Source organism: Arthrobacter sp. AOP29-A2-19 (assembly GCF_058138025.1).
In genome coordinates this window covers 1,274,482-1,292,159 of the sequence record NZ_CM176894.1, presented here as the reverse complement: position 1 = coordinate 1,292,159, position 17,678 = coordinate 1,274,482, and the positions used below count along the sequence as shown (strand labels likewise).

Here is a 17,678-nt window from a genome sequence, read left to right as displayed (position 1 = left end):
GAAGGCTGGCGCGGTTAGGCGCTGATGACGTTGAAACCGAGCAGGAGGTACAACGCGAGCCCCAGCAGGACGCGGTACCACACGAACAGCCGGTAGCTGTGGGAGGAGACGTACTTCAGGAGCCACCCGACGATCACGAAGCCGACGACGAACGCGATGCCGGTCGCCAACAAGGTTTCACCCATGCCGTACGGTCCGCTCATGCCCCCGTCGCCGAGTGCCTTGGCCAGCTTGTAGAGGCCGGACGCGAAGACGGCGGGTATGGCGAGCAGGAAGGAGTAGCGCGTGGCAGCTTCCCGCGTGTAGCCCATCAGCATGCCGCCGGTGATCGTGCCGCCGGAACGCGAGACGCCGGGGATTAGCGCCATGGCCTGGGCCAGGCCGTAATAGATACCGTGCCGGTAGGTCAGCTTGTCGAGTGTCCGGTCCTGCTTGCCGATCGTGTCCGCGACGGCGAGGATCAGGCCGAAGACGATCAACGTGGTCGCGACCAGCCATAGACTCCGGAAAGTCGAGTCGATCTGCTCCTCGAAGAGCAGGCCCAGCACGGCGATCGGAAGGCTGCCGAGGATGATCAGCCACCCCATGCGGGCGTCCGGTTCCTTGCGGTCCACCCGGCCCACAAGGGAACCGCACCAGGCCTTGATGATCCGCACGATGTCGCGCCAGAAGAACAGCACGACCGCGGTCTCGGTTCCCAGCTGCGTGATGGCGGTGAAGGCAGCCCCCGGATCGCTGGCGTTGGGCAGGAATTCCCCGACGATGCGCAGGTGTGCGCTGGAGGAAATGGGGAGGAACTCGGTGAGCCCTTGTACAAGGCCTAGGAAGGCAGCTTCGATCCAATTCACAGGTGAGACACTACTTGACACTGTGCGCGCACCTCGATTCGGCACGCGTGAGTCACATCATGCGCGGACCGGAGTCTCCTGGCCGGACTGTCCGTTTTCCGGCTGTCCCCGATCGTCGGCCGCGTCTTCTTCGTCGTCGTAGAGCTCCAGCGGCGTCACTTCGCCGTAGGCCTCGTAGAGGGCGTCCTCGTACTCCTCGAACGCGTCGGCAATGCCGTAGAACGCCGTCTCGACGGCCGGATCCGATTCCCCCCGCCGAGAGGCGACGGCAGACAGGTGTTCCTCGAATGCGGATACCAGGGCCTGCAACGCAACACGCGGATCAGTGCTCATGGACTAGACGTTACCCGCTGAATGAGCACAATGGACAGGAGATGATGGAAAAAACCAGCCCGACACCGGAACTGTATCGAGACCCCACGGGGGCCTTCGAGTACATGGTCATGACGTTCCATCCGGGGCATTCGCTCTCCGAGGCGCGCCGCGCCCTCACCGAGCAGGCCGAGTACGGCAAGTGGGAGTTGCGCCGGAGCCTGACCTATGTGGGCGGCAGGCGGCGCTTCTGGCTCCGTCGGCGCCTGATGCGGGTCGAGCGCACACTGCCTCCCCTTCTCTAGGCCCCGCCGGCGACGGGACCGTCCGGCCGGGAACCGTCCGACGGCGGGCCAAGCAGCCAATTGGCCACGGTCGCGTGCGCGGACTCGGCGTCCGAGGGGTGATACAGGCCGGCCAGGGCGTCGCGGTACAGCCGTTCCAGTTCGCTGCCCCTGAAATACTGGCCACCCCCGGAGACCTGAAGGGCCAGCCGAACGGTGCGCCGGGCGGTGTCGCCGGCGTGGGTCCGCAGCGCCACCAGCCGCGGGAACCACGACTCCCCATGGTCGACCAGGTCGTCGAGGTCTCTCGCCACGAGACGCAGTTGGGGATCCAGCGCAAGCACCGCCAGGCCCGCATCGGCAACCTGCCACCGAATGTCCGGATCCTGCGTGTAGGTACGCCCACCGGCCCGCAACGAGGTCCGCGTGGCCGGCAGGGACGCCGCGAGTTCCGCGCCCCGTTCGGCGAGGCCGGTGTAGACGGACGCGGTCAGCGTCAGGAAGGCGGCGAAGACGCCGAAGATCAGGGGATCGGCGCTTGGCCCGACCGGCAGGGAACTGTGTATGCGCTCCGCCGGAACGGCGGCCCCGCTCAGCCGCGTGGAATGCGATTGTGTGGCGCGCATCCCCAGGGTGTCCCAGTTCGCCAGGACCTCTACCCCGGGGGCTCCCCGGTCCAGGAACCCGTGGACCAAGCGCGGCCGGTCGACGTCCTGAACCTTGCCGAACACGCCCAACTTGGTCCACACCGGAGCCAGCGAGGTGAACACCTTGGTGCCCGTAAAGGCGTATCCGCCGCCGTCAAGGGGTTCGGCCCTCGTCGTCGAGTCGAAAAGCACGGCATCGTTGCCGGACTCGGAGATGCCGAACGCCATCGTCTCACCATCCGCCACCCAGTCGAGGACCATGTCCAGACGGTGGTCTCCGCGCGCCGCCAAAAGGCGGGAGACGCCCGTCCACACCAGGTGCATGTTGACGGCAAGCGCCGTGGCGGGCGCGTGCGACGCCAGCCGCCGTTGTGCCGCCGCCGTCCGCTCCATCCCCCAATCGAAACCGCCGCGGTCCACCGGCAGCATCGCCTTGAGGTAGCCGACGCCGCGGAGCTCCTCGAAGTCCTCCGCGCAGAACGCGTTGGCCTCGTCGTAGCCCGCGGCCCGGCCCCGGATACGCCCCAGCAGCGCCGGGGTCAGGATGTCGGAAATGTCCGGCACGGGGCGGCTCCTAGTACGTGGTCAGCAAGCGGTGAAGGACGCGCGTGCCGAACTCCAGCGAATCGGTGGGGACCCGCTCGTCGACGCCGTGGAACATGCCGGTGAAGTCCAGATCCTCCGGCAAACGCAACGGCGCGAAGCCATAGCCGGTGATACCCAGGCGGGAGAGCGACTTGTTGTCGGTGCCGCCGGAGAGCATGTACGGAAGGACAACGGCCTCGGGGTCCTCCGACCTCAGCGACTCGACCATGCTGTCCACAAGGTTGCCCGCGAAGGGCACCTCGAGGGCCGTGTCGGTGTGGACCTTGGAGATGTCGATTCCCGCGCCCGCCAGCTCGCGCAGCGTATCCATCACCAGCTGGTCCTGCCCGGGCAGCGTGCGGCAGTCGATGAGGGCCTCGGCGCCGCCGGGAATGACGTTGTGCTTGTACCCGGCCTTCAGCACCGTCGGGTTCGACGTGTTCCGTAGCGTGGCGCCGACGAAGCGCGCCACGGTACCCAACTCGTCGAGCAACTTCTCCGGGTTGTCCTCGGTGAATTCGACGCCGGTGAGTTCGGAGACGCCCTCAAGGAAAGCCCGAGTGGTTTTCGTGTACTCGATCGGCCACTCGTGGCGTCCGATCCGGGCGACCGCCTCGGCGAGCCTCGTGACGGCGTTGTCGTCGTTGACTTGCGATCCGTGGCCCGCCCTGCCGGCGGCCGCCAGCTTGAGCCAGGCGATCCCCTTCTCCGCGGTCTGCAGGAAATAGGCCCGCTTGCCGCCGACGGTCGAGGAGAACCCGCCGACCTCGCTGATCGCCTCCGTTGCCCCGTCGAAGAGCTCGGGGTGCTTGTCCACCAGCCAGGAGGCGCCATAGTCTCCGCCGGCCTCCTCGTCCGCGAAGAACGCGAATACCATGTCGCGGCGCGGCCGGACTCCATCCCGGTGCATCTGGCGCTGGACCGCGAGGATCATGGCGTCCATGTCCTTCATGTCCACGGCGCCGCGGCCCCAGATCATGCCGTCCCTCACCTCCGCGGCGAAGGGATCCACGCTCCAGTCCTCCTTGAGCGCGGGAACAACATCGAGGTGGCCGTGGACCACCAGCGCGGGGAGGCTCGGATCGGTTCCCGCCATGCGGGCCACAACGCTCGCGCGGCCGGGAGAGGACTCGAAGATGCGCGGCTCGAGGCCCCCCTCCCCCATCAGCCCCGCCACATACTCGGCCGCCTGGCGTTCGCCCCGGCTGTCGTTTCCGCCGAAGTTGGAGGTATCGATGCGGATGAGGTCGCGGCAGATGCCGACCACCTCGTCTGCGGCGCTGACGCCCCCCGGGCCGTCGTTCGGTTCTTCCGTCATGGCTCCACCTTCCGCTAGTACTCGTGTAACCAGCCTATCCAGCGCCGCAAGGAGGGCGGAATTGGGAATGGTGCCCGGACCGTGTTAGAGTCTTACTCGCCGCTTTCGCCGGTAACGCCGCTCTTAGGAGGGGCAACTACTGGGGGAAGCTATCACCTGCGCGGGTGGCGGAATAGGCAGACGCGCTAGCTTGAGGTGCTAGTCCACGTATAGTGGGTGGGGGTTCAAGTCCCCCCTCGCGCACAGATCGAGGCCCTGGTCGGAACAATCCGACCAGGGCCTTTTTCATGTCTCCGGCGCCTCCCGGCCCTTCCGGCCCCAAGCAACAAGCAACAAGCTGCGACCATTGTGCATCTGGATACAAGCCCTAGACCTTGTCCCCATCATTGGCCGCACAACGCCGCAAGACAGCCGCGGGTTCTCCCTAGACCCGCCCCGCACCCGCCTGTACGGTGGGGCTACGCAGCTGTCGTTCCGGCGGGTTGGCCCATGGTTGGCCCGACCGGATGCTTAGGGGAACAAGATGACGACGCAGGGGAGCGTGCGGCGAACTGGGGTTAGCCGCAGCAATACGCTATTGACTTGGCGCTGGTTGGCTACTGCCACGGCGGCGGCACTGATCGTGGGATCGGCGCCGGCCACCGGAGGAGTGCCAAGCACGCGCGGACATTGGGCCGCACCCGGACCCGGCACGGTGCTGGCCAGTGCCGTCTCGCCGGTGGTGGTCGGCGGATCGGGCTCCGCCGGCTACCTGCCGCCCTCGGGCGTGCTGGCGAGACAGGCCAGCGTCTGGGAGCGGCCCAGCGGGCTCGAGGTGAACCGGGACGGCAGCGCGGCCGACGGCGAAAGCGTGCTGCGCGCCGTGGACAAGCTGGCACTGGTCGGCGCCAACGCCGGACTTCCCGGTGGCCTGCGACTGGCCCACCCGGTGTCCACCCGGCACATCACCAGCCCGTTCGGATGGCGCACCAATCCCACCGGCAGCGGCCAGCAGATCCACATTGGGCAGGACTACGCCATTGCCTGCGGGTCGCCGGTACGCGCGGCGGAGGCGGGCACCGTGGTCCAGTCCGCCTGGGCGGGCCACTCCGGACACCGGATCACGGTCGACCACGGGTCCGGCGTGCAAACCGCCTACAGCCACAACTCACTGCTGGTGGCCAAGGTGGGCGACAAGGTGGCGCAGGGCTCCCTGGTCGCGTTGTCCGGCACGACCGGCAATTCGACCGGCTGCCACGTCCACTTCGAGGTTTACCTCGACGGCAAGTGGACCGACCCGGCTCTGTACCTTCCGCGGATACCCGGGCAGCCCAAGCCGCTGTCCCCCAGCGAACTCCGCGACGTGCAGGGTGTCGGCAAGGTTCCGGACGCCATCTCCACCGCGTCCCTGAAGACACCGGCCCCGTCGACGGAAAAACCATCGACGCTGGTCCCCGCAGCGGATCAACCCCCGAAGCCGGGGGCAGCCGCACCAAGCACGGAGCCGCCGCGCCACAGCGAGCCCCCCGCCGCGAAGCCCGCCGCACCCAAGCCGCCGGCCAAGCCCTCGCCCACTCCCCCGCCGGCGCCGAGCGCACCCACGCCGAAGCCGCCCGTGGAGTCCCCGAAGCCGATGCCGCCATCGACACCCGTGCCGACTCCAACGACCCCGACCCCGAGCCCGCTACCGGCGCCGGCGCCCACACCGACGCCCGTCCCGCAGCCCGCTCCCCCGGAGACGACGCCGCCGACCACACCGCCTGCCACGCCGCCCGCAACACCGGACCCGGCACCGTCGGATCCTGCGCCGATCCCGCCCGCGCCGCAGCCTACGGACGCGGAGCCCCCCGCGTCGCCAGTCGCCTCGGTCCCCGCCGACCAGGGCACGCTGACTGCGGCCGAGCTGGAGGCGGCGGCCGCCAAGGCGCCGGGCGACAGGACGGCGGAGGAACAGGCGGCACTGGAGGCCGCGGGCATGGCGGACGCGCCGTCAGGGACGCCCTAGGAGCCCGCGCGGTCGGCTGACGTAGCGGCGGCGAGCCGGGCATAGAGCGCTGCGCTGGACGCGGCGAAAGACTCCGGAAGGAACTCCCGTGCCGCCGCGGACGACGCCGCCGTCAGTCCCTCCGCGATGGCCGGATCGTCGGCCAGAAGGACAAGGGCGTCCGCCATCGATTCCGCGTCCGGTCCGCCGGCGAGGAGCCCGCACGCCGCCAGGCCTTCTTTGAGGTCCGGATCAACGTAGAAGACGCCGCGCCCCAGCAGCACCGACTCGACCACCGTCATCGGCTGGTTGTCGAAGCCGTGGGAGGTCAGGCAGGTCAGATGCGATTCCGCGATGAGCCTGCGCACGCGCGCATTGTCCACCCTTCCGAGGAACTCGACCTCGTCGAGCCCGGCGGCCGCGGCGCGGGCCTCGCCCAGCTGCAGACCGTCGCCGACGATCGCCACGCGCAGCCGGCCGGGACCCAGCCGGTCGGCGGCGAGGCGGACGGAGTCGATGAACGGCAGGAGTCGCTTCTCGGCGACGCAGCGCCCAATCCAGGCGAGCCGGAGCGGGTCCTGCGCGCCCCGGCTCGGCAGCGCCGCCGGAGCCTCCTTGATGCGGAACGTGTTGGGTATGACCACTACGTCCACCAGCCCCGCCGAACGAAGCCGGACCGCCTGGTGCGCCGACGGCGAGACGACCGCGTCGGCGAGCCTCGCCGTCGTGAGTGTCATGTTGCGCAGTGCGGTATCAACGGGGCGGTCGCCGAGCCGCGCGCCGGTCATGCCGCCCGCCGTGAGCCACCGGTAGAAGGCGCGCATGAGCGATGCGATCGGGCGCTGAAAGGGCCCGAGGGCCTGCCAGAAGAACGTGTGGACGGTCAACACCACGGGCACGCCGGCGCCCCGCGCTGCCTGGAACCCAGCGCGGACCAGCCCAAACTCGGAGTGGCAGTGCAGCACGTCGCAGCCTTGGTCCGCCAGAATCGAGGCTATCCGGCGGCGCAGTGCTGGAGTGTTCCGGATCAGCGGCAGCCCGACGACGGGCAGCGTGAGCGGGAAGTCGATGGGGGCGACGCCGATGTTCGGGTGCTCCTCGAGTTCCGCGACCGCCGCCGTGGGTCGGGGCGCGATGACGGTGACCCGGTGGCCGGCGTCGGCAAGGACGCGCGCCTGTTGGATAAACGCCGTCTGGGCACCCCCGAGGTATTCCAAGGAGTAGTCGCACATCAGGGCCAGGCGCATGCTTCCACCCTAGGCCAGCGTTGCGCCCCGATCGAACACCGCACCCCAGCGTCCCCGGGCTGACTGGCGGCGCCAGACACGCGGGGCTAATCTTCTAGGGTGATACCTCCGGCCGGAAGCCCGGCCGCCCTGCGAGTGGCCATGCTCTCCCTGCACACGTCTCCACTGATCCAGCCCGGCTCGGGCGACGCGGGCGGCATGAACGTGTATGTTCGCCAGCTTTCGTCCGAACTCTCCAAATACGGCGTGCACGTCGACATCTTCACCCGGGCCGTCGACGGCACGGGGACTGTCCACCTCAGCGACGGCGTGACCGTGCACCACATCGCGGCCGGGCCGCGGGGCCCCTTGTCGAAAGAGAAACTCCCCCGCTACCTGCCGGAGATCGTCGATGCGATCAACGCCTGCTGCTCGGGCCGGTTCGACCTGCTGCACAGCCACTATTGGATGTCCGGGGTCGCGGGAATCGAACTTGCCCGCGACTGGAACGTCCCGCTGGTGCACACCATGCACACGATGGGCAGGGTCAAGAAGCAGCACCAGGCGGACGCCAACGAACCCGACAGGCGCCTGGAGGCCGAGTCGAGGCTGGTGCTGGAGGCGGACCGGCTGACGGCCAACACGCCGGCCGAGGTGGGGGAGCTTGTTTCCCTTTACGGCGCCGCACCCGACCGGATCGATGTGGTCCCACCGGGCGTCGACCTGCACGTCTTCCGTCCGGACGGGCCCGTGAGGTGGAGCGGGTTCGGAGCGCCGGCCGGCGCGACCGAACGCCCTCCGCTGCGGCTGCTGTTCGCCGGGCGCATCCAGAAGCTCAAGGGACCGCACATCCTGGTCCGTGCCCTCGGCCTGCTGGCGCGGACCAGACCCGACCTCGCCTTCGAGTTGGCGGTCCTGGGATCGCTGAGCGGGGCCCCGGAGTTGAACCTCCACCGCCTCGTCGCAGAAGAGGGGGTCGGGGACAGGGTGCGCCTGTTGCCGCCCGTCCCCGCAGGCGAGCTGGCCGAGTGGTTCCGTGGCGCGGACCTGGTGGCGGTCCCCTCCTACAGCGAATCGTTCGGGCTCGTCGCCATGGAGGCGCAGGCCTGCGGCACCCCGGTCCTGGCACACGACGTCGGCGGCCTCCCCCACACCGTGCTCGACGGCGAAACCGGACTGCTGGTGGGCGATCTGGATCCCGAGAACTGGGCGAAGGCCCTGGTGCGGCTCGCCGAACAGCCGAACCAGCTGGTCTGGTGGGCTGCCGCGGCGGCCCGGCACGCCGCCGGCTTCAGCTGGGCGCGAACCACGGAGGCGGCGCTGGGTTCCTACGCCCGCGCCCTCGGCACCGGCTAGCGACGGACCGCCTAGGGTGCCTCCCACCCACGTGTCACCGGCCGCACCGAACCGGAGAAATGCCGCTTGGACGTCTTTTCGTGCCAGCCCACGAACCGGCTTCCGGCGTCGTCCTCCTCGACCCCGAACTGCACGGTGCCCGGGAGGAACACCGGAGCCTCGAAGTTGATCGACCAGGCATAGCCGCCGTCGTGCGGGGCCGTGGCGGCCAGCGCCCGGCCCGCCAGGTACATGCCGTGCGCAATGTGGCGCTTGATGCCAAGGGCCCGTGCCGGCAGCTTGCCCAGGTGGATGGGGTTGTAGTCCCCCAGCACGCCCGCGTATCGGCGGCCGACGTCGCTTCCGAGGCGCCACACGGCCGTGCGGAGCGGGAGCTCGGCCTCCGCCTCCCGTTCCGGGCGTTGCGGGCGCGGACCGTCCCACACGCCTTTCGCCAGGTAGGTGGAAACGCCGCGCCACGCCAAGGCGCCGGCGGCGGACACCTCGCACACCACGTCGAACTGCGTTCCCGCATGGTGCGGCCGCAGGTTTTGGGTCCAGGCGCGCGCGTCCAGCAACTCGTCGGATGCGATGGCCCGCCGGTGCTCAACCTCGTTGGCAAGATGGACCATGCCCAAAAGCGGCAGCGGAAAAGCGCGGTCCGCGAGCACGGACATCGCGACGGGGAAGACCATTCCGTGCACAAGAACGCTTGGAAGCACATCGCGCACGGTGTCTCCCATCAACCGCTGGTAGGCCAGCAGGCGCACCGGGTCGGCACGCACCCCGCCAACCCTGTATTCCAGATCGGGTAGCGCCAGTGCCCCGACCGGCCGGGCATCGAGACGGGCTCGAACGCGGGAGGCGGTCTGGTTTGCCAGGGCGGCGGCATAGAGGCCGCCGAGGCGCGGCACCGTGTCCAGGACCACGGATCGGCGGCTCATGCCCCCACCAGGCTCTGGCCACAGACGCGCAGCGTTTGCCCGTTGATCCCGCCGGCGGCGTCCGAGGCGAGGAACGCGACTGCCTCGGCGACGTCCACCGGAAGCCCGCCCTGCATCAAGGAGGGCATCAGCAAGCGCGCGACGGCGCGGGTCGCCACGGGAATCTTCGCGGTCATGTCCGTCTCGATGAAGCCCGGGGCCACGGCGTTGATGCCGCCCGTGTTCTGGGCCAGTAGGGGCGCCGTCGAGGCAACCATGCCGATGACCCCCGCCTTGGAGGCCGCGTAGTTGGTTTGGCCGCGGTTGCCGGCGATGCCGCTGGTGGACGCCAGCGACACGATGCGCAGGCCGCGCGTACCCGACTCGAGGAAGAACCGGTTCATGCGCAGCTGCGACTCGATGTTCACCGCGAGCACCGAGTCCCACTTGGCCCGGTCCATGTTCACGAGCAGCTTGTCCCGCGTAATGCCCGCGTTGTGCACCACGATGTCCAGCCGGCCGTGTCGACCCGTGGCGTGCTCGAGGATCACGCGTCCGGCGTCCCCGCGTGTGATGTCGAGCTGAAGCGCGGTGCCGGAGACCTCGTTGGCGACCCGCGCCAGGGCGTCCCCCGCTGCCGGGACATCGACGACCACAACCGTGGCCCCGTCCCGCCGGAGCGTCCGCGCGATCGACGCGCCAATGCCGCGCGCCGCGCCGGTGACGACGGCCACCTTGCCGGCCAGTGGCGCCTCCCACGACGGGGGCAACGAACCCAATGCCGCGTCGACGCCGAGGAACTGCCCGTCCACATAGGCGCTGCGGCCCGAGAGGAGAAAACGGAGCGCCGCGAGGGCGGATGGAGCGTCGGCCCCGACCCCTTCCGCCAGCAGGATGCCGTTGGCCGTGGACCCGCCACGCAATTCGCGGCCCAGAGAGCGCAGCATACCCACTACCCCCTGTCGAGCCGCCGCCGTCTCCGGCGCATCCTCCGGCCGGGCCGGGCGGGAGAACGCGATGACGCGCCCGCCGGGCAGAAGTTGCCGCACGGCGTGCCCCGTCTCAAGGGCGACGGCGGCCAGGTCCCCCGGCGCCTCCAAGGAGTCGAGTGCAAGGACGACGGCGCCGATCTTGTCCCCGCCGGCGTCGTGGCGGCGGACATCGAGCCCCCAGCCCAGCAGCGTCTCGGCCACGTGGAACGCGGTTTCGCCGGCGCCGAGCAGGACAACGGGGCCCGGGACCAGCGGGGCGTCGGGCGCATGGCGCCGCAGCGTGGCCGGGCGCGGCAGGCCCAGGGCCTTGGCGAGTTCCCTGGTCAGCCCCGTGTTGACGAGTTTAAGGTAGGTGTCCGCCATGGTCAGCGCGCCTCCAGGATCGCGACGACGCCTTGGCCTCCGGCCGCGCACACGGAAACGAGTCCGCGACCGCTGCCCTTCTCGTGAAGGAGTTTGGCGAGGGTCGCGACGATCCGGCCGCCGGTGGCCGCGAACGGGTGCCCGGCCGCCAGCGAGGATCCATTCACGTTCAGCTTCGCCCGGTCGATCGCTCCCAGCGGCCCCTCCAGGCCCAGCTTGTTGCGGCAGAAGTCGGGGTCTTCCCACGCCGCGAGCGTGGAGAGGACGGTGCCCGCGAACGCCTCGTGGATCTCGTAGAAGTCGAAGTCCTGCAGCGTGAGCCCGTTGCGTTCCAGGAGACGGGGGACCGCGTACGCGGGCGCCATCAGCAGGCCCTCCTTGCCGTGGACGAAGTCCACGGCCGCCGCCTCGAAGTCCACGAAGTTGGCCAGCATCGGCAGGTCGTTGGCGCGGGCGAACTCTTCCGAGCCGAGCAGCACGGCGGAGGCGCCGTCGGTCAGCGGCGTGGAGTTGCCGGCCGTCATGGTGGCCGCCTCACCCAGGTTTTTGCCGAAGGCCGGCTTCAGGGAGGCGAGCTTCTCCAGGGTTGTGTCGGCGCGCAGGTTCGTGTCCCGCACCACCCCGCGGAATGGCGTCACCAGATCGTCGAAGAAATTGTTGTCGTAGGCCGCCGCAAGATTCCGGTGGCTGTCCAGCGCAAGTTTGTCCTGGGCCTCGCGGGTGATGCCCCACGCCGCGGTCGTCTGCGCCTGGTGGTCGCCCATGGAGAGCCCGGTCCGGGGTTCCCCGGTTCCGGGGGCGTTGGGGGTGATGTCGCGGGGGCGGAACTTGGCAATGGCGGCGAGCCTCTGCTGCAGGGTCCTGGCCCGGGAGAGGTCCAGCAGGACCGACCGCAGGCCCTCGCTCACCGCGATCGGAGCGTCCGACGTGGTGTCCACACCCCCGCCGATCGCGGATTCCAGTTGGCCGAGCCTGATCTTGTTCGCCAGCGAGCCGATGGCCTCCATGCCCGTGGCGCATGCCATCTGGACATCGTAGGCGGGCGTTTCCGGGGCGAGTGCCGTGCCGAGCACCGATTCGCGCACCAGGTTGAAGTCCTTGGAGTGCTTGAGCACCGCCCCGCCGGCCACGGCCCCGATGCGTTGCCCCTGGAGTCCGAAGCGCGCCACCAGCCCGTCGAGCGCCGCCGTCAGCATGTCCTGGTTCGACGCATGCGCGTACTTCCCGTTCGAGCGGGCGAACGGGATGCGGTTGCCGCCGATCACGACGGCGGGTCGGACGGTTCCGGCGCCCGCGCCGGATGTGGGGTTCGCTGCCATGGACTTCTCCTGGATGTCGTGTGACCTGGGTTACCGATACCAAGCGTACCTGATACGCTGGGTATCGTGAACATCACCACACATCCGCCCACGGACCACGCGCCGCCCTCCGGCGACGGCCGCTCGGCGCGTTGGGACGCGCACCGGCAGTCCCGCCGGCTTGAGCTGGTCCGCGTCGCGCGACGGGCGATCCACCGCCTGGGGCCGGACGCCTCCATGGAGGACCTCGCCGCCGCCGCCGCAACGAGCAAGTCCGTCTTCTACCGCTATTTCGGCGATAAGAACGGCCTCCGGCGTGCGGTCGGCGAGGTCGTCATCAGCCAGATGCGATCCAAGGTCATTGACGCCGCGCGCGGCGCCTCGACCGAGGAGCAGGGCTTGCGGGCCATGGTCGGCGCCTACCTTCACATGGCGCAGACCTCCCCCAACGTCTACTTCTTCGTGACGTCCGCCGCCCAGGATCCACTGGCCGTGCCCGCCGCGGAGACAGACGGCGAGGACGGGGAACCGCTGCACCACTTCTTCGCAGACATCACCGCCATGATGCGCGAGCGCCTGAACGCGTACATCGACACCGGTGGCGCGGTTCCCGGCGGCCAGGCCGCGGTGGATCTGTGGCCGCGCGCCTCCATAGGGATGGTGCGCGCGGCCGGCGAGACCTGGCTCAGACTCCCCGACGGCCCCGGCCGGCCCACCGAGGAAGACCTCACCGAAACCATCACCCGCTGGCTGGTGCACGGCATCGTCCGGCGCACCCCCACAGGCACAGTCCCCGCGGCAGCCACCGACCCCACCGATGAAAGGCCACAGAAGTGACACAGGAAACACCGACCTCCGCAACCCTTGACCCGCGCGTCGATGTCGCCGCCCTGGGCGAACAACTCCTGGGCAAGTGGGCGGACGTCCGCAAGCAGGCCCGCGAGTTGGCGGGCCGGCCGGAGTTGCAGCGCGTCGAGGGGCTTGGCATGGCCGAACACCGCGAGCGAGTCTTGGGCCAACTGCACCTTCTGGTGGATGCCAACGCCATCTCCCGCTCCCTGCCGAAGCGCCTCGGGGGCGAGGACAACCACGGCGGAAACATCGCCAACTTCGAGGAGCTTGTGGTCGCCGACCCCTCGCTCCAGATCAAGGCGGGCGTCCAGTGGGGCCTCTTCGGGTCCGCCGTGATGCACCTCGGCACGGAGGAGCACCACGACAAGTGGCTCCCCGGCATCATGAACCTTGAGATTTCCGGGGCGTTTGCGATGACGGAAATCGGCCACGGATCCGACGTCGCCAGCATCGCCACCACGGCCACGTACGACGAGGCGACCCGAGAGTTCGTCATCCACACCCCGTTTCGCGCCGCATGGAAGGACTACCTCGGCAACGCGGCGCTCCACGGACGCGCCGCCGTCGTCTTCGCGCAGCTCATCAGCCGCGGCGTGAACCGCGGCGTTCACGCGTTCTACGTTCCCATCCGGGACGACAATGGCTTCCTGCCAGGGATCGGGGGCGAGGACGACGGCCTGAAGGGCGGACTCAACGGCATCGACAACGGCCGGCTCCACTTCACGCAGGTCCGCATCCCGCGGACCAATCTGCTCAACCGCTACGGCGACGTGGCCGAGGACGGCACCTACACCTCCCCGATCGCCAGCCCCGGACGCAGGTTCTTCACCATGCTTGGCACGCTCGTGCAGGGCCGCGTGTCGCTCGACGGCGCCGCTGTGGCCTCCAGCAAGGTCGCGCTTCAGATCGCCGTGGGCTACGCCAACGAACGGCGCCAGTTCAACGCCACCTCCACCACAACGGAGGAGGTCCTGATGGACTACCAGCGCCACCAGCGCCGGCTCATCCCCCGGATCGCCACAACGTACGCCATGTCCTTCGCCCACGAGGAACTGTTGGAGAAGTTCGACGACGTCTTCTCCGGCAAACACGAAACCGACGAGGACCGGCAGGATCTGGAGACCCTGGCCGCTGCGCTCAAGCCCACGTCCACGTGGCACGCGCTGGACATCCTCCAGGAGTGCCGAGAGGCGTGCGGAGGCGCCGGCTTCCTGACGAAGAACCGGTTCACGTCCCTGCGGGCGGACCTGGACGTCTACGCGACCTTCGAGGGCGACAACAACGTCCTGCTTCAGCTGGTGGCCAAGCGCCTGTTGGCCGACTACGCCCAGGAGTTCCGGCACCTCGACGCCGGCGTGCTGGCCCGCTACGTGGTCCGTCGCGCCGAAAACGCGGCCATCAACCGGACCGGCCTCCGCCAACTGGCGCAGACGTGGGCGGACACGGGTTCAGAGAAGCGCTCCGCGAACTTCCTGAAGGACGCCGACACCCAGCGGGACCTGCTCACCGACCGCGTGCGCACCATGGTGGGCGAGGTCGCGGACCAGATGCGCGGCGCGGCGAGGCTGCCGCAGGCCGCGGCGGCCGCCGTCTTCAACGACCACCAGAACGACGTCATCGAGGCGGCGCGTTCGCACGCGGAGCTGCTCCTCTGGGAGGCGTTCACGCGCGGCGTCGAGCGGGCGCAGGACCCAGGCACCAAGGCCGTGCTCACCTGGCTGCGCGACCTCTATGGCCTGGGCCTGATCGAGGCGAACCTGTCCTGGTACCTCATGCACGGACGCCTCTCCAGCCAGCGCGCGCGCACCCTTGGTCCCTACATCAACCGGCTGCTGGCGCGGTTGCGGCCGCACGCGCAGGACCTCGTCGACGCCTTCGGCTACCGGCAGGAGCACCTGCGGGCGGAGATCGCCACCGGAATCGAGGGGGAACGCCAGGCCGAGGCGATGGAGTACAAGCGCAGGGAGCGGGCCTCCGCCGACGCCCCGATCGACGAGAAGGCGCTCGTCGCGCGCCAAAAGGCCGAGGAGAGGGCCGCGCGCCCCTCGTCTAAGAAGATCGCCGTCGGCTAGGACGCCGAACTGCGGCCACCCACACCTGGCGCACGGCGGCACGCCTACCCGAGGGAGGCGTGCCGCCGTGTTTGTGGACGGGACGGGCGAAAGCGCCGCCCCCGGTCAGTCGCCGGCGATGGCGCGGCGGTAGACCTCGAGGGTCTTTTCGGCGATCGCTTCCCAACTGAAGTTCTCGGCGGCGCGGCGGCGGCCCGCGAGGCCCATGGCGCGGGCCCGCTCGGGATCCTCGAGGGCCCGGTTCAGGGCGTCGGCGAAGGTCCTGACAAAACCCTCCGGATCCAGCGGCGTTCCCGTTCCGTCCTGCACCTGTTCCAGCGGCACCAGATATCCGGTCTCGCCGTCGACGACCACCTCCGGGATGCCGCCCGTGGCGCTGGCCACGACGGCGGTGCCGCAGGCCATGGCCTCCAGGTTGACGATGCCCAGCGGCTCGTAGACGGAGGGGCACGCAAACACTGTCGCGTGGGCCAGTACCTGCGTCAGTTCGGCCCGTGGCAGCATCCGTTCGATGACAACGACGCCGCTGCGCGTGGCCTTGAGGCCATCGATGAGTTCCGAGACCTCGGCCGCCAGTTCGGGAGTGTCCGCGGCTCCGGCGCACAGCACCAGCTGCACGTCGTCGGGCAGGTGCGCCGCGGCGCGCAACAGGTACGGCACACCCTTTTGCCGGGTAATCCGGCCAACGAATACCACCGAGCGGCGCTCGGGGTCGATCCCGAGTCCGGCCAGCGCGTCGTTGCCCGGCGTCGCGCTCCACGCGTCGACGTCGATGCCGTTGTGGACCACGTGGACCCGCTTCGGGTCCACGCCCGGGTAGGAGCGCAGGATATCTTGCCGCATCCCGTCGGACACGGCGATCACGGCGGCGGCCGCGTGGTAGGCGGTGGACTCGGCCCACGAACTGATCGCGTAGCCCCCGCCCAGCTGCTCGGCCTTCCAGGGGCGCAACGGCTCGAGGGAATGCGCGCTGACCACGTGGGGAATGCCGTGGAGTAGGGAGCCGAGGTGCCCGGCCATGTTCGCGTACCAGGTGTGGGAGTGGACCAGGTCGGCGCCGGCGAGGTTCTCGACGATGCCGAGGTCCGTGCCCAACGTCTGCACGGCGGGGTTGGCGGAGACCAATTCCGCCGGCACCGCGTAGCTGGCGACCTGGGCGCCGTGGTAGTCCTCCGGACGAGGTTCTCCGAAGGCGTGGATCCGCAGATCCACGAGTGGCGCCAGGACGCGTCCGAGCTCCGCAACGTGCACCCCCGCGCCCCCGTAGATGGTTGGCGGGAATTCTTTGGTAACAATGTCGATTCGCACATTGCCAACGTAGTCGCTGAGTCGCCGGTCACATAGTGTGACACTGTAGTTATATCGCGGCCGGGCGGCGTTGCCCGGCAACAATCGAGGGAGTTCGCATGCCGACGAAGAAGGTCCTAGCCGTTGTCCTGGCCGGTGGAGAAGGCAAGCGTCTGATGCCCCTGACCGCGGACCGGGCGAAGCCCGCCGTGCCGTTCGCCGGGAGCTACCGCCTCATCGACTTCGCGCTCTCCAACGTCGTGAACTCCGGGTACCGAAAAGTCGTCGTCCTGACGCAGTACAAGTCGCACAGCCTCGACCGCCACATTTCCGAGACCTGGCGCATGTCCGTTCTGCTGGACAACTACGTGGCCTCCGTCCCTGCACAGCAGCGGCTCGGCAAGGACTGGTTCCTCGGATCGGCAAACGCCATTTACCAGTCGCTGAACCTGATCCACGACGCGCGCCCCGAATACGTCGTTGTTGTGGGCGCGGACCACGTTTATCGCATGGACTTCTCGGACATGCTCGACGCCCACATCAAGGCCGGCGTCTCCGCCTCCGTGGCGGCGGTCCGCCAGCCGCTGGAGCTGGCCAACCAGTTCGGCGTCATCGAGGTGGACCCGGCGCGCCCCGACCGGATCGGCGCCTTCGTCGAGAAGCCCGCCACCACCGAGGGCCTCCCCGACGACCCGGGCATGTTCCTGGCGTCCATGGGCAACTACATCTTCAACACGGACGCGCTGATCTCCGCGCTCGAGGAGGACAACGCGCGCCAGGACACCAAGCACGACATGGGCGGGGACATCGTCCCGCACTTCGTCGAACGCGGGGACTGTGGCGTGTACGACTTCTCCGCGAACCCCGTGCCGGGCGAGGACCCGGGCAACGGACGCTACTGGCGCGACGTGGGCACCTTGGACTCCTACTACGACGCCCACATGGACCTCATCGCACCCATCCCGCAGTTCGACCTGTACAACAAGGAGTGGCCGCTGTTCACCCGGCAGACCGTTTCGCCGCCCGCAAAGCTGGTCCGCGGGGCCGACGGCACCAACGGCGAGGCGCACGACTCCATCCTCGCCGCCGGCGTGTTGATCTCCGGAGCGCGGGTCGAGAACTCTGTTCTCTCGACCGACGTGCGCCTGGGCAACGGCGCCCACGTCACCGGCTCCGTTCTGTTGGACAACGTGGTGGTCGGAGAGGGCGCGCGGGTGAACCGCGCCATACTCGACAAGAACGTGGTGGTCCCGGATGGCGCGGAGATCGGGGTGGACCCCGCCCGCGACCGCGAACGCGGCTTCACCGTGACCGAGTCGGGCATCACAGTGCTCAGCAAGGGCCAAGTGATCATGCCGTAATAGCCCGTTCCG

At 69.3% G+C, this 17,678-nt stretch carries 15 protein-coding genes and 1 tRNA gene; 7 read left to right on the top strand and 9 right to left on the bottom strand.

Going from position 1 to position 17,678, the window contains the following annotated elements; translation table 11 throughout:
* Positions 1–14: 14 nt before the first annotated feature.
* Positions 15–848, bottom strand: coding sequence for an undecaprenyl-diphosphate phosphatase (locus tag AC3ZJJ_RS05900; protein WP_489894452.1), 834 nt, complete (start codon positions 846–848; stop codon positions 15–17).
* Between the two features lie 57 nt (positions 849–905).
* Positions 906–1,181 carry a hypothetical protein gene (locus AC3ZJJ_RS05895; protein WP_489894450.1) on the bottom strand — a complete coding sequence of 92 codons (276 nt, stop codon included), beginning with the start codon at positions 1,179–1,181 and terminating at the stop codon, positions 906–908.
* A gap of 44 nt (positions 1,182–1,225) precedes the next feature.
* Between AC3ZJJ_RS05895 and AC3ZJJ_RS05890 the strand changes: the two genes are divergently transcribed.
* Positions 1,226–1,465 carry a DUF5703 family protein gene (locus tag AC3ZJJ_RS05890; RefSeq protein ID WP_489894448.1) on the top strand — a complete coding sequence of 80 codons (240 nt, stop codon included), beginning with the start codon at positions 1,226–1,228 and terminating at the stop codon, positions 1,463–1,465.
* Here the strand turns inward: AC3ZJJ_RS05890 and AC3ZJJ_RS05885 are convergent.
* On the bottom strand, positions 1,462–2,655 hold the full coding sequence (locus AC3ZJJ_RS05885; protein WP_489894446.1) for an acyl-CoA dehydrogenase family protein: 1,194 nt from the start codon (positions 2,653–2,655) through the stop codon (positions 1,462–1,464). The genes AC3ZJJ_RS05890 and AC3ZJJ_RS05885 overlap by 4 nt on opposite strands.
* Before the next feature lie 10 nt (positions 2,656–2,665).
* Positions 2,666–3,994, bottom strand: a complete 1,329-nt coding sequence (locus AC3ZJJ_RS05880) for a M20/M25/M40 family metallo-hydrolase (RefSeq protein ID WP_489894444.1) — start codon at positions 3,992–3,994, stop codon at positions 2,666–2,668.
* A 158-nt stretch (positions 3,995–4,152) separates the two neighbouring features.
* Between AC3ZJJ_RS05880 and AC3ZJJ_RS05875 the strand changes: the two genes are divergently transcribed.
* Together AC3ZJJ_RS05875 and AC3ZJJ_RS05870 are read left to right on the top strand one after the other, a co-directional pair.
* Positions 4,153–4,237, top strand: a tRNA-Leu gene (locus AC3ZJJ_RS05875).
* A gap of 349 nt (positions 4,238–4,586) precedes the next feature.
* Positions 4,587–5,978 carry a M23 family metallopeptidase gene (locus tag AC3ZJJ_RS05870; RefSeq protein ID WP_489894442.1) on the top strand — a complete coding sequence of 464 codons (1,392 nt, stop codon included), beginning with the start codon at positions 4,587–4,589 and terminating at the stop codon, positions 5,976–5,978.
* On the opposite strand, the gene AC3ZJJ_RS05865 is transcribed toward AC3ZJJ_RS05870, so the two are convergent.
* Positions 5,975–7,204: a glycosyltransferase family 4 protein gene (locus AC3ZJJ_RS05865; protein ID WP_489894440.1), complete on the bottom strand. Its 1,230-nt coding sequence runs from the start codon at positions 7,202–7,204 to the stop codon at positions 5,975–5,977. The genes AC3ZJJ_RS05870 and AC3ZJJ_RS05865 overlap by 4 nt on opposite strands.
* Before the next feature lie 99 nt (positions 7,205–7,303).
* Here AC3ZJJ_RS05865 and AC3ZJJ_RS05860 point away from each other — a divergent pair, with 99 nt between their 5' ends.
* Entirely contained in the window at positions 7,304–8,539 is a 1,236-nt protein-coding gene (locus tag AC3ZJJ_RS05860) for a glycosyltransferase (protein ID WP_489894438.1), read from the top strand.
* Positions 8,540–8,550: 11 nt separating this feature from the next.
* Here AC3ZJJ_RS05860 and AC3ZJJ_RS05855 read toward each other — a convergent pair whose 3' ends face one another.
* The 3 genes from AC3ZJJ_RS05855 to AC3ZJJ_RS05845 are packed head-to-tail and all read right to left on the bottom strand — an operon-like array spanning position 8,551 to position 12,115.
* The gene (locus AC3ZJJ_RS05855; RefSeq protein ID WP_489894436.1) at positions 8,551–9,462 is read right to left on the bottom strand and encodes a MaoC family dehydratase; all 912 of its coding nucleotides are present in this window, start codon (positions 9,460–9,462) and stop codon (positions 8,551–8,553) included.
* Positions 9,459–10,796, bottom strand: coding sequence for a 3-oxoacyl-ACP reductase (locus AC3ZJJ_RS05850; RefSeq protein ID WP_489894434.1), 1,338 nt, complete (start codon positions 10,794–10,796; stop codon positions 9,459–9,461). The genes AC3ZJJ_RS05855 and AC3ZJJ_RS05850 overlap by 4 nt, the downstream gene beginning before the upstream one ends.
* Positions 10,797–10,798: 2 nt before the next feature.
* Entirely contained in the window at positions 10,799–12,115 is a 1,317-nt protein-coding gene (locus tag AC3ZJJ_RS05845; RefSeq protein ID WP_489894432.1) for an acetyl-CoA C-acetyltransferase, read from the bottom strand.
* 66 nt (positions 12,116–12,181) lie between these two features.
* Between AC3ZJJ_RS05845 and AC3ZJJ_RS05840 the strand changes: the two genes are divergently transcribed.
* Together AC3ZJJ_RS05840 and AC3ZJJ_RS05835 are read left to right on the top strand one after the other, a co-directional pair.
* Positions 12,182–12,931, top strand: a complete 750-nt coding sequence (locus AC3ZJJ_RS05840; protein ID WP_489894430.1) for a TetR/AcrR family transcriptional regulator — start codon at positions 12,182–12,184, stop codon at positions 12,929–12,931.
* Positions 12,928–15,018 (top strand): acyl-CoA dehydrogenase family protein, encoded by a 2,091-nt coding sequence (locus tag AC3ZJJ_RS05835; protein ID WP_489894428.1) that lies wholly within the window; start codon positions 12,928–12,930, stop codon positions 15,016–15,018. The genes AC3ZJJ_RS05840 and AC3ZJJ_RS05835 overlap by 4 nt, the downstream gene beginning before the upstream one ends.
* Positions 15,019–15,123: 105 nt before the next feature.
* On the opposite strand, the gene glgA is transcribed toward AC3ZJJ_RS05835, so the two are convergent.
* Positions 15,124–16,326, bottom strand: a complete 1,203-nt coding sequence (gene glgA / locus AC3ZJJ_RS05830; RefSeq protein WP_489894426.1) for a glycogen synthase — start codon at positions 16,324–16,326, stop codon at positions 15,124–15,126.
* Between the two features lie 98 nt (positions 16,327–16,424).
* Between glgA and glgC the strand changes: the two genes are divergently transcribed.
* Positions 16,425–17,666 (top strand): glucose-1-phosphate adenylyltransferase, encoded by a 1,242-nt coding sequence (gene glgC / locus AC3ZJJ_RS05825; RefSeq protein WP_489894424.1) that lies wholly within the window; start codon positions 16,425–16,427, stop codon positions 17,664–17,666.
* The last annotated feature ends 12 nt before the right edge of the window (positions 17,667–17,678 follow it).

Excerpts from the sequence above, each read along its gene's own strand:
- AC3ZJJ_RS05895 (WP_489894450.1), bottom strand. The coding sequence starts at position 1,181 with ATGAGCACTGATCCGCGTGTTGCGTTGCAGGCCCTGGTATCCGCATTC.
- AC3ZJJ_RS05890 (WP_489894448.1), top strand. The coding sequence starts at position 1,226 with ATGGAAAAAACCAGCCCGACACCGGAACTGTATCGAGACCCCACGGGG.
- AC3ZJJ_RS05880 (WP_489894444.1), bottom strand. The coding sequence starts at position 3,994 with ATGACGGAAGAACCGAACGACGGCCCGGGGGGCGTCAGCGCCGCAGAC.
- AC3ZJJ_RS05865 (WP_489894440.1), bottom strand. The coding sequence starts at position 7,204 with ATGCGCCTGGCCCTGATGTGCGACTACTCCTTGGAATACCTCGGGGGT.
- AC3ZJJ_RS05855 (WP_489894436.1), bottom strand. The coding sequence starts at position 9,462 with ATGAGCCGCCGATCCGTGGTCCTGGACACGGTGCCGCGCCTCGGCGGC.
- AC3ZJJ_RS05850 (WP_489894434.1), bottom strand. The coding sequence starts at position 10,796 with ATGGCGGACACCTACCTTAAACTCGTCAACACGGGGCTGACCAGGGAA.
- AC3ZJJ_RS05845 (WP_489894432.1), bottom strand. The coding sequence starts at position 12,115 with ATGGCAGCGAACCCCACATCCGGCGCGGGCGCCGGAACCGTCCGACCC.
- glgC (WP_489894424.1), top strand. The coding sequence starts at position 16,425 with ATGCCGACGAAGAAGGTCCTAGCCGTTGTCCTGGCCGGTGGAGAAGGC.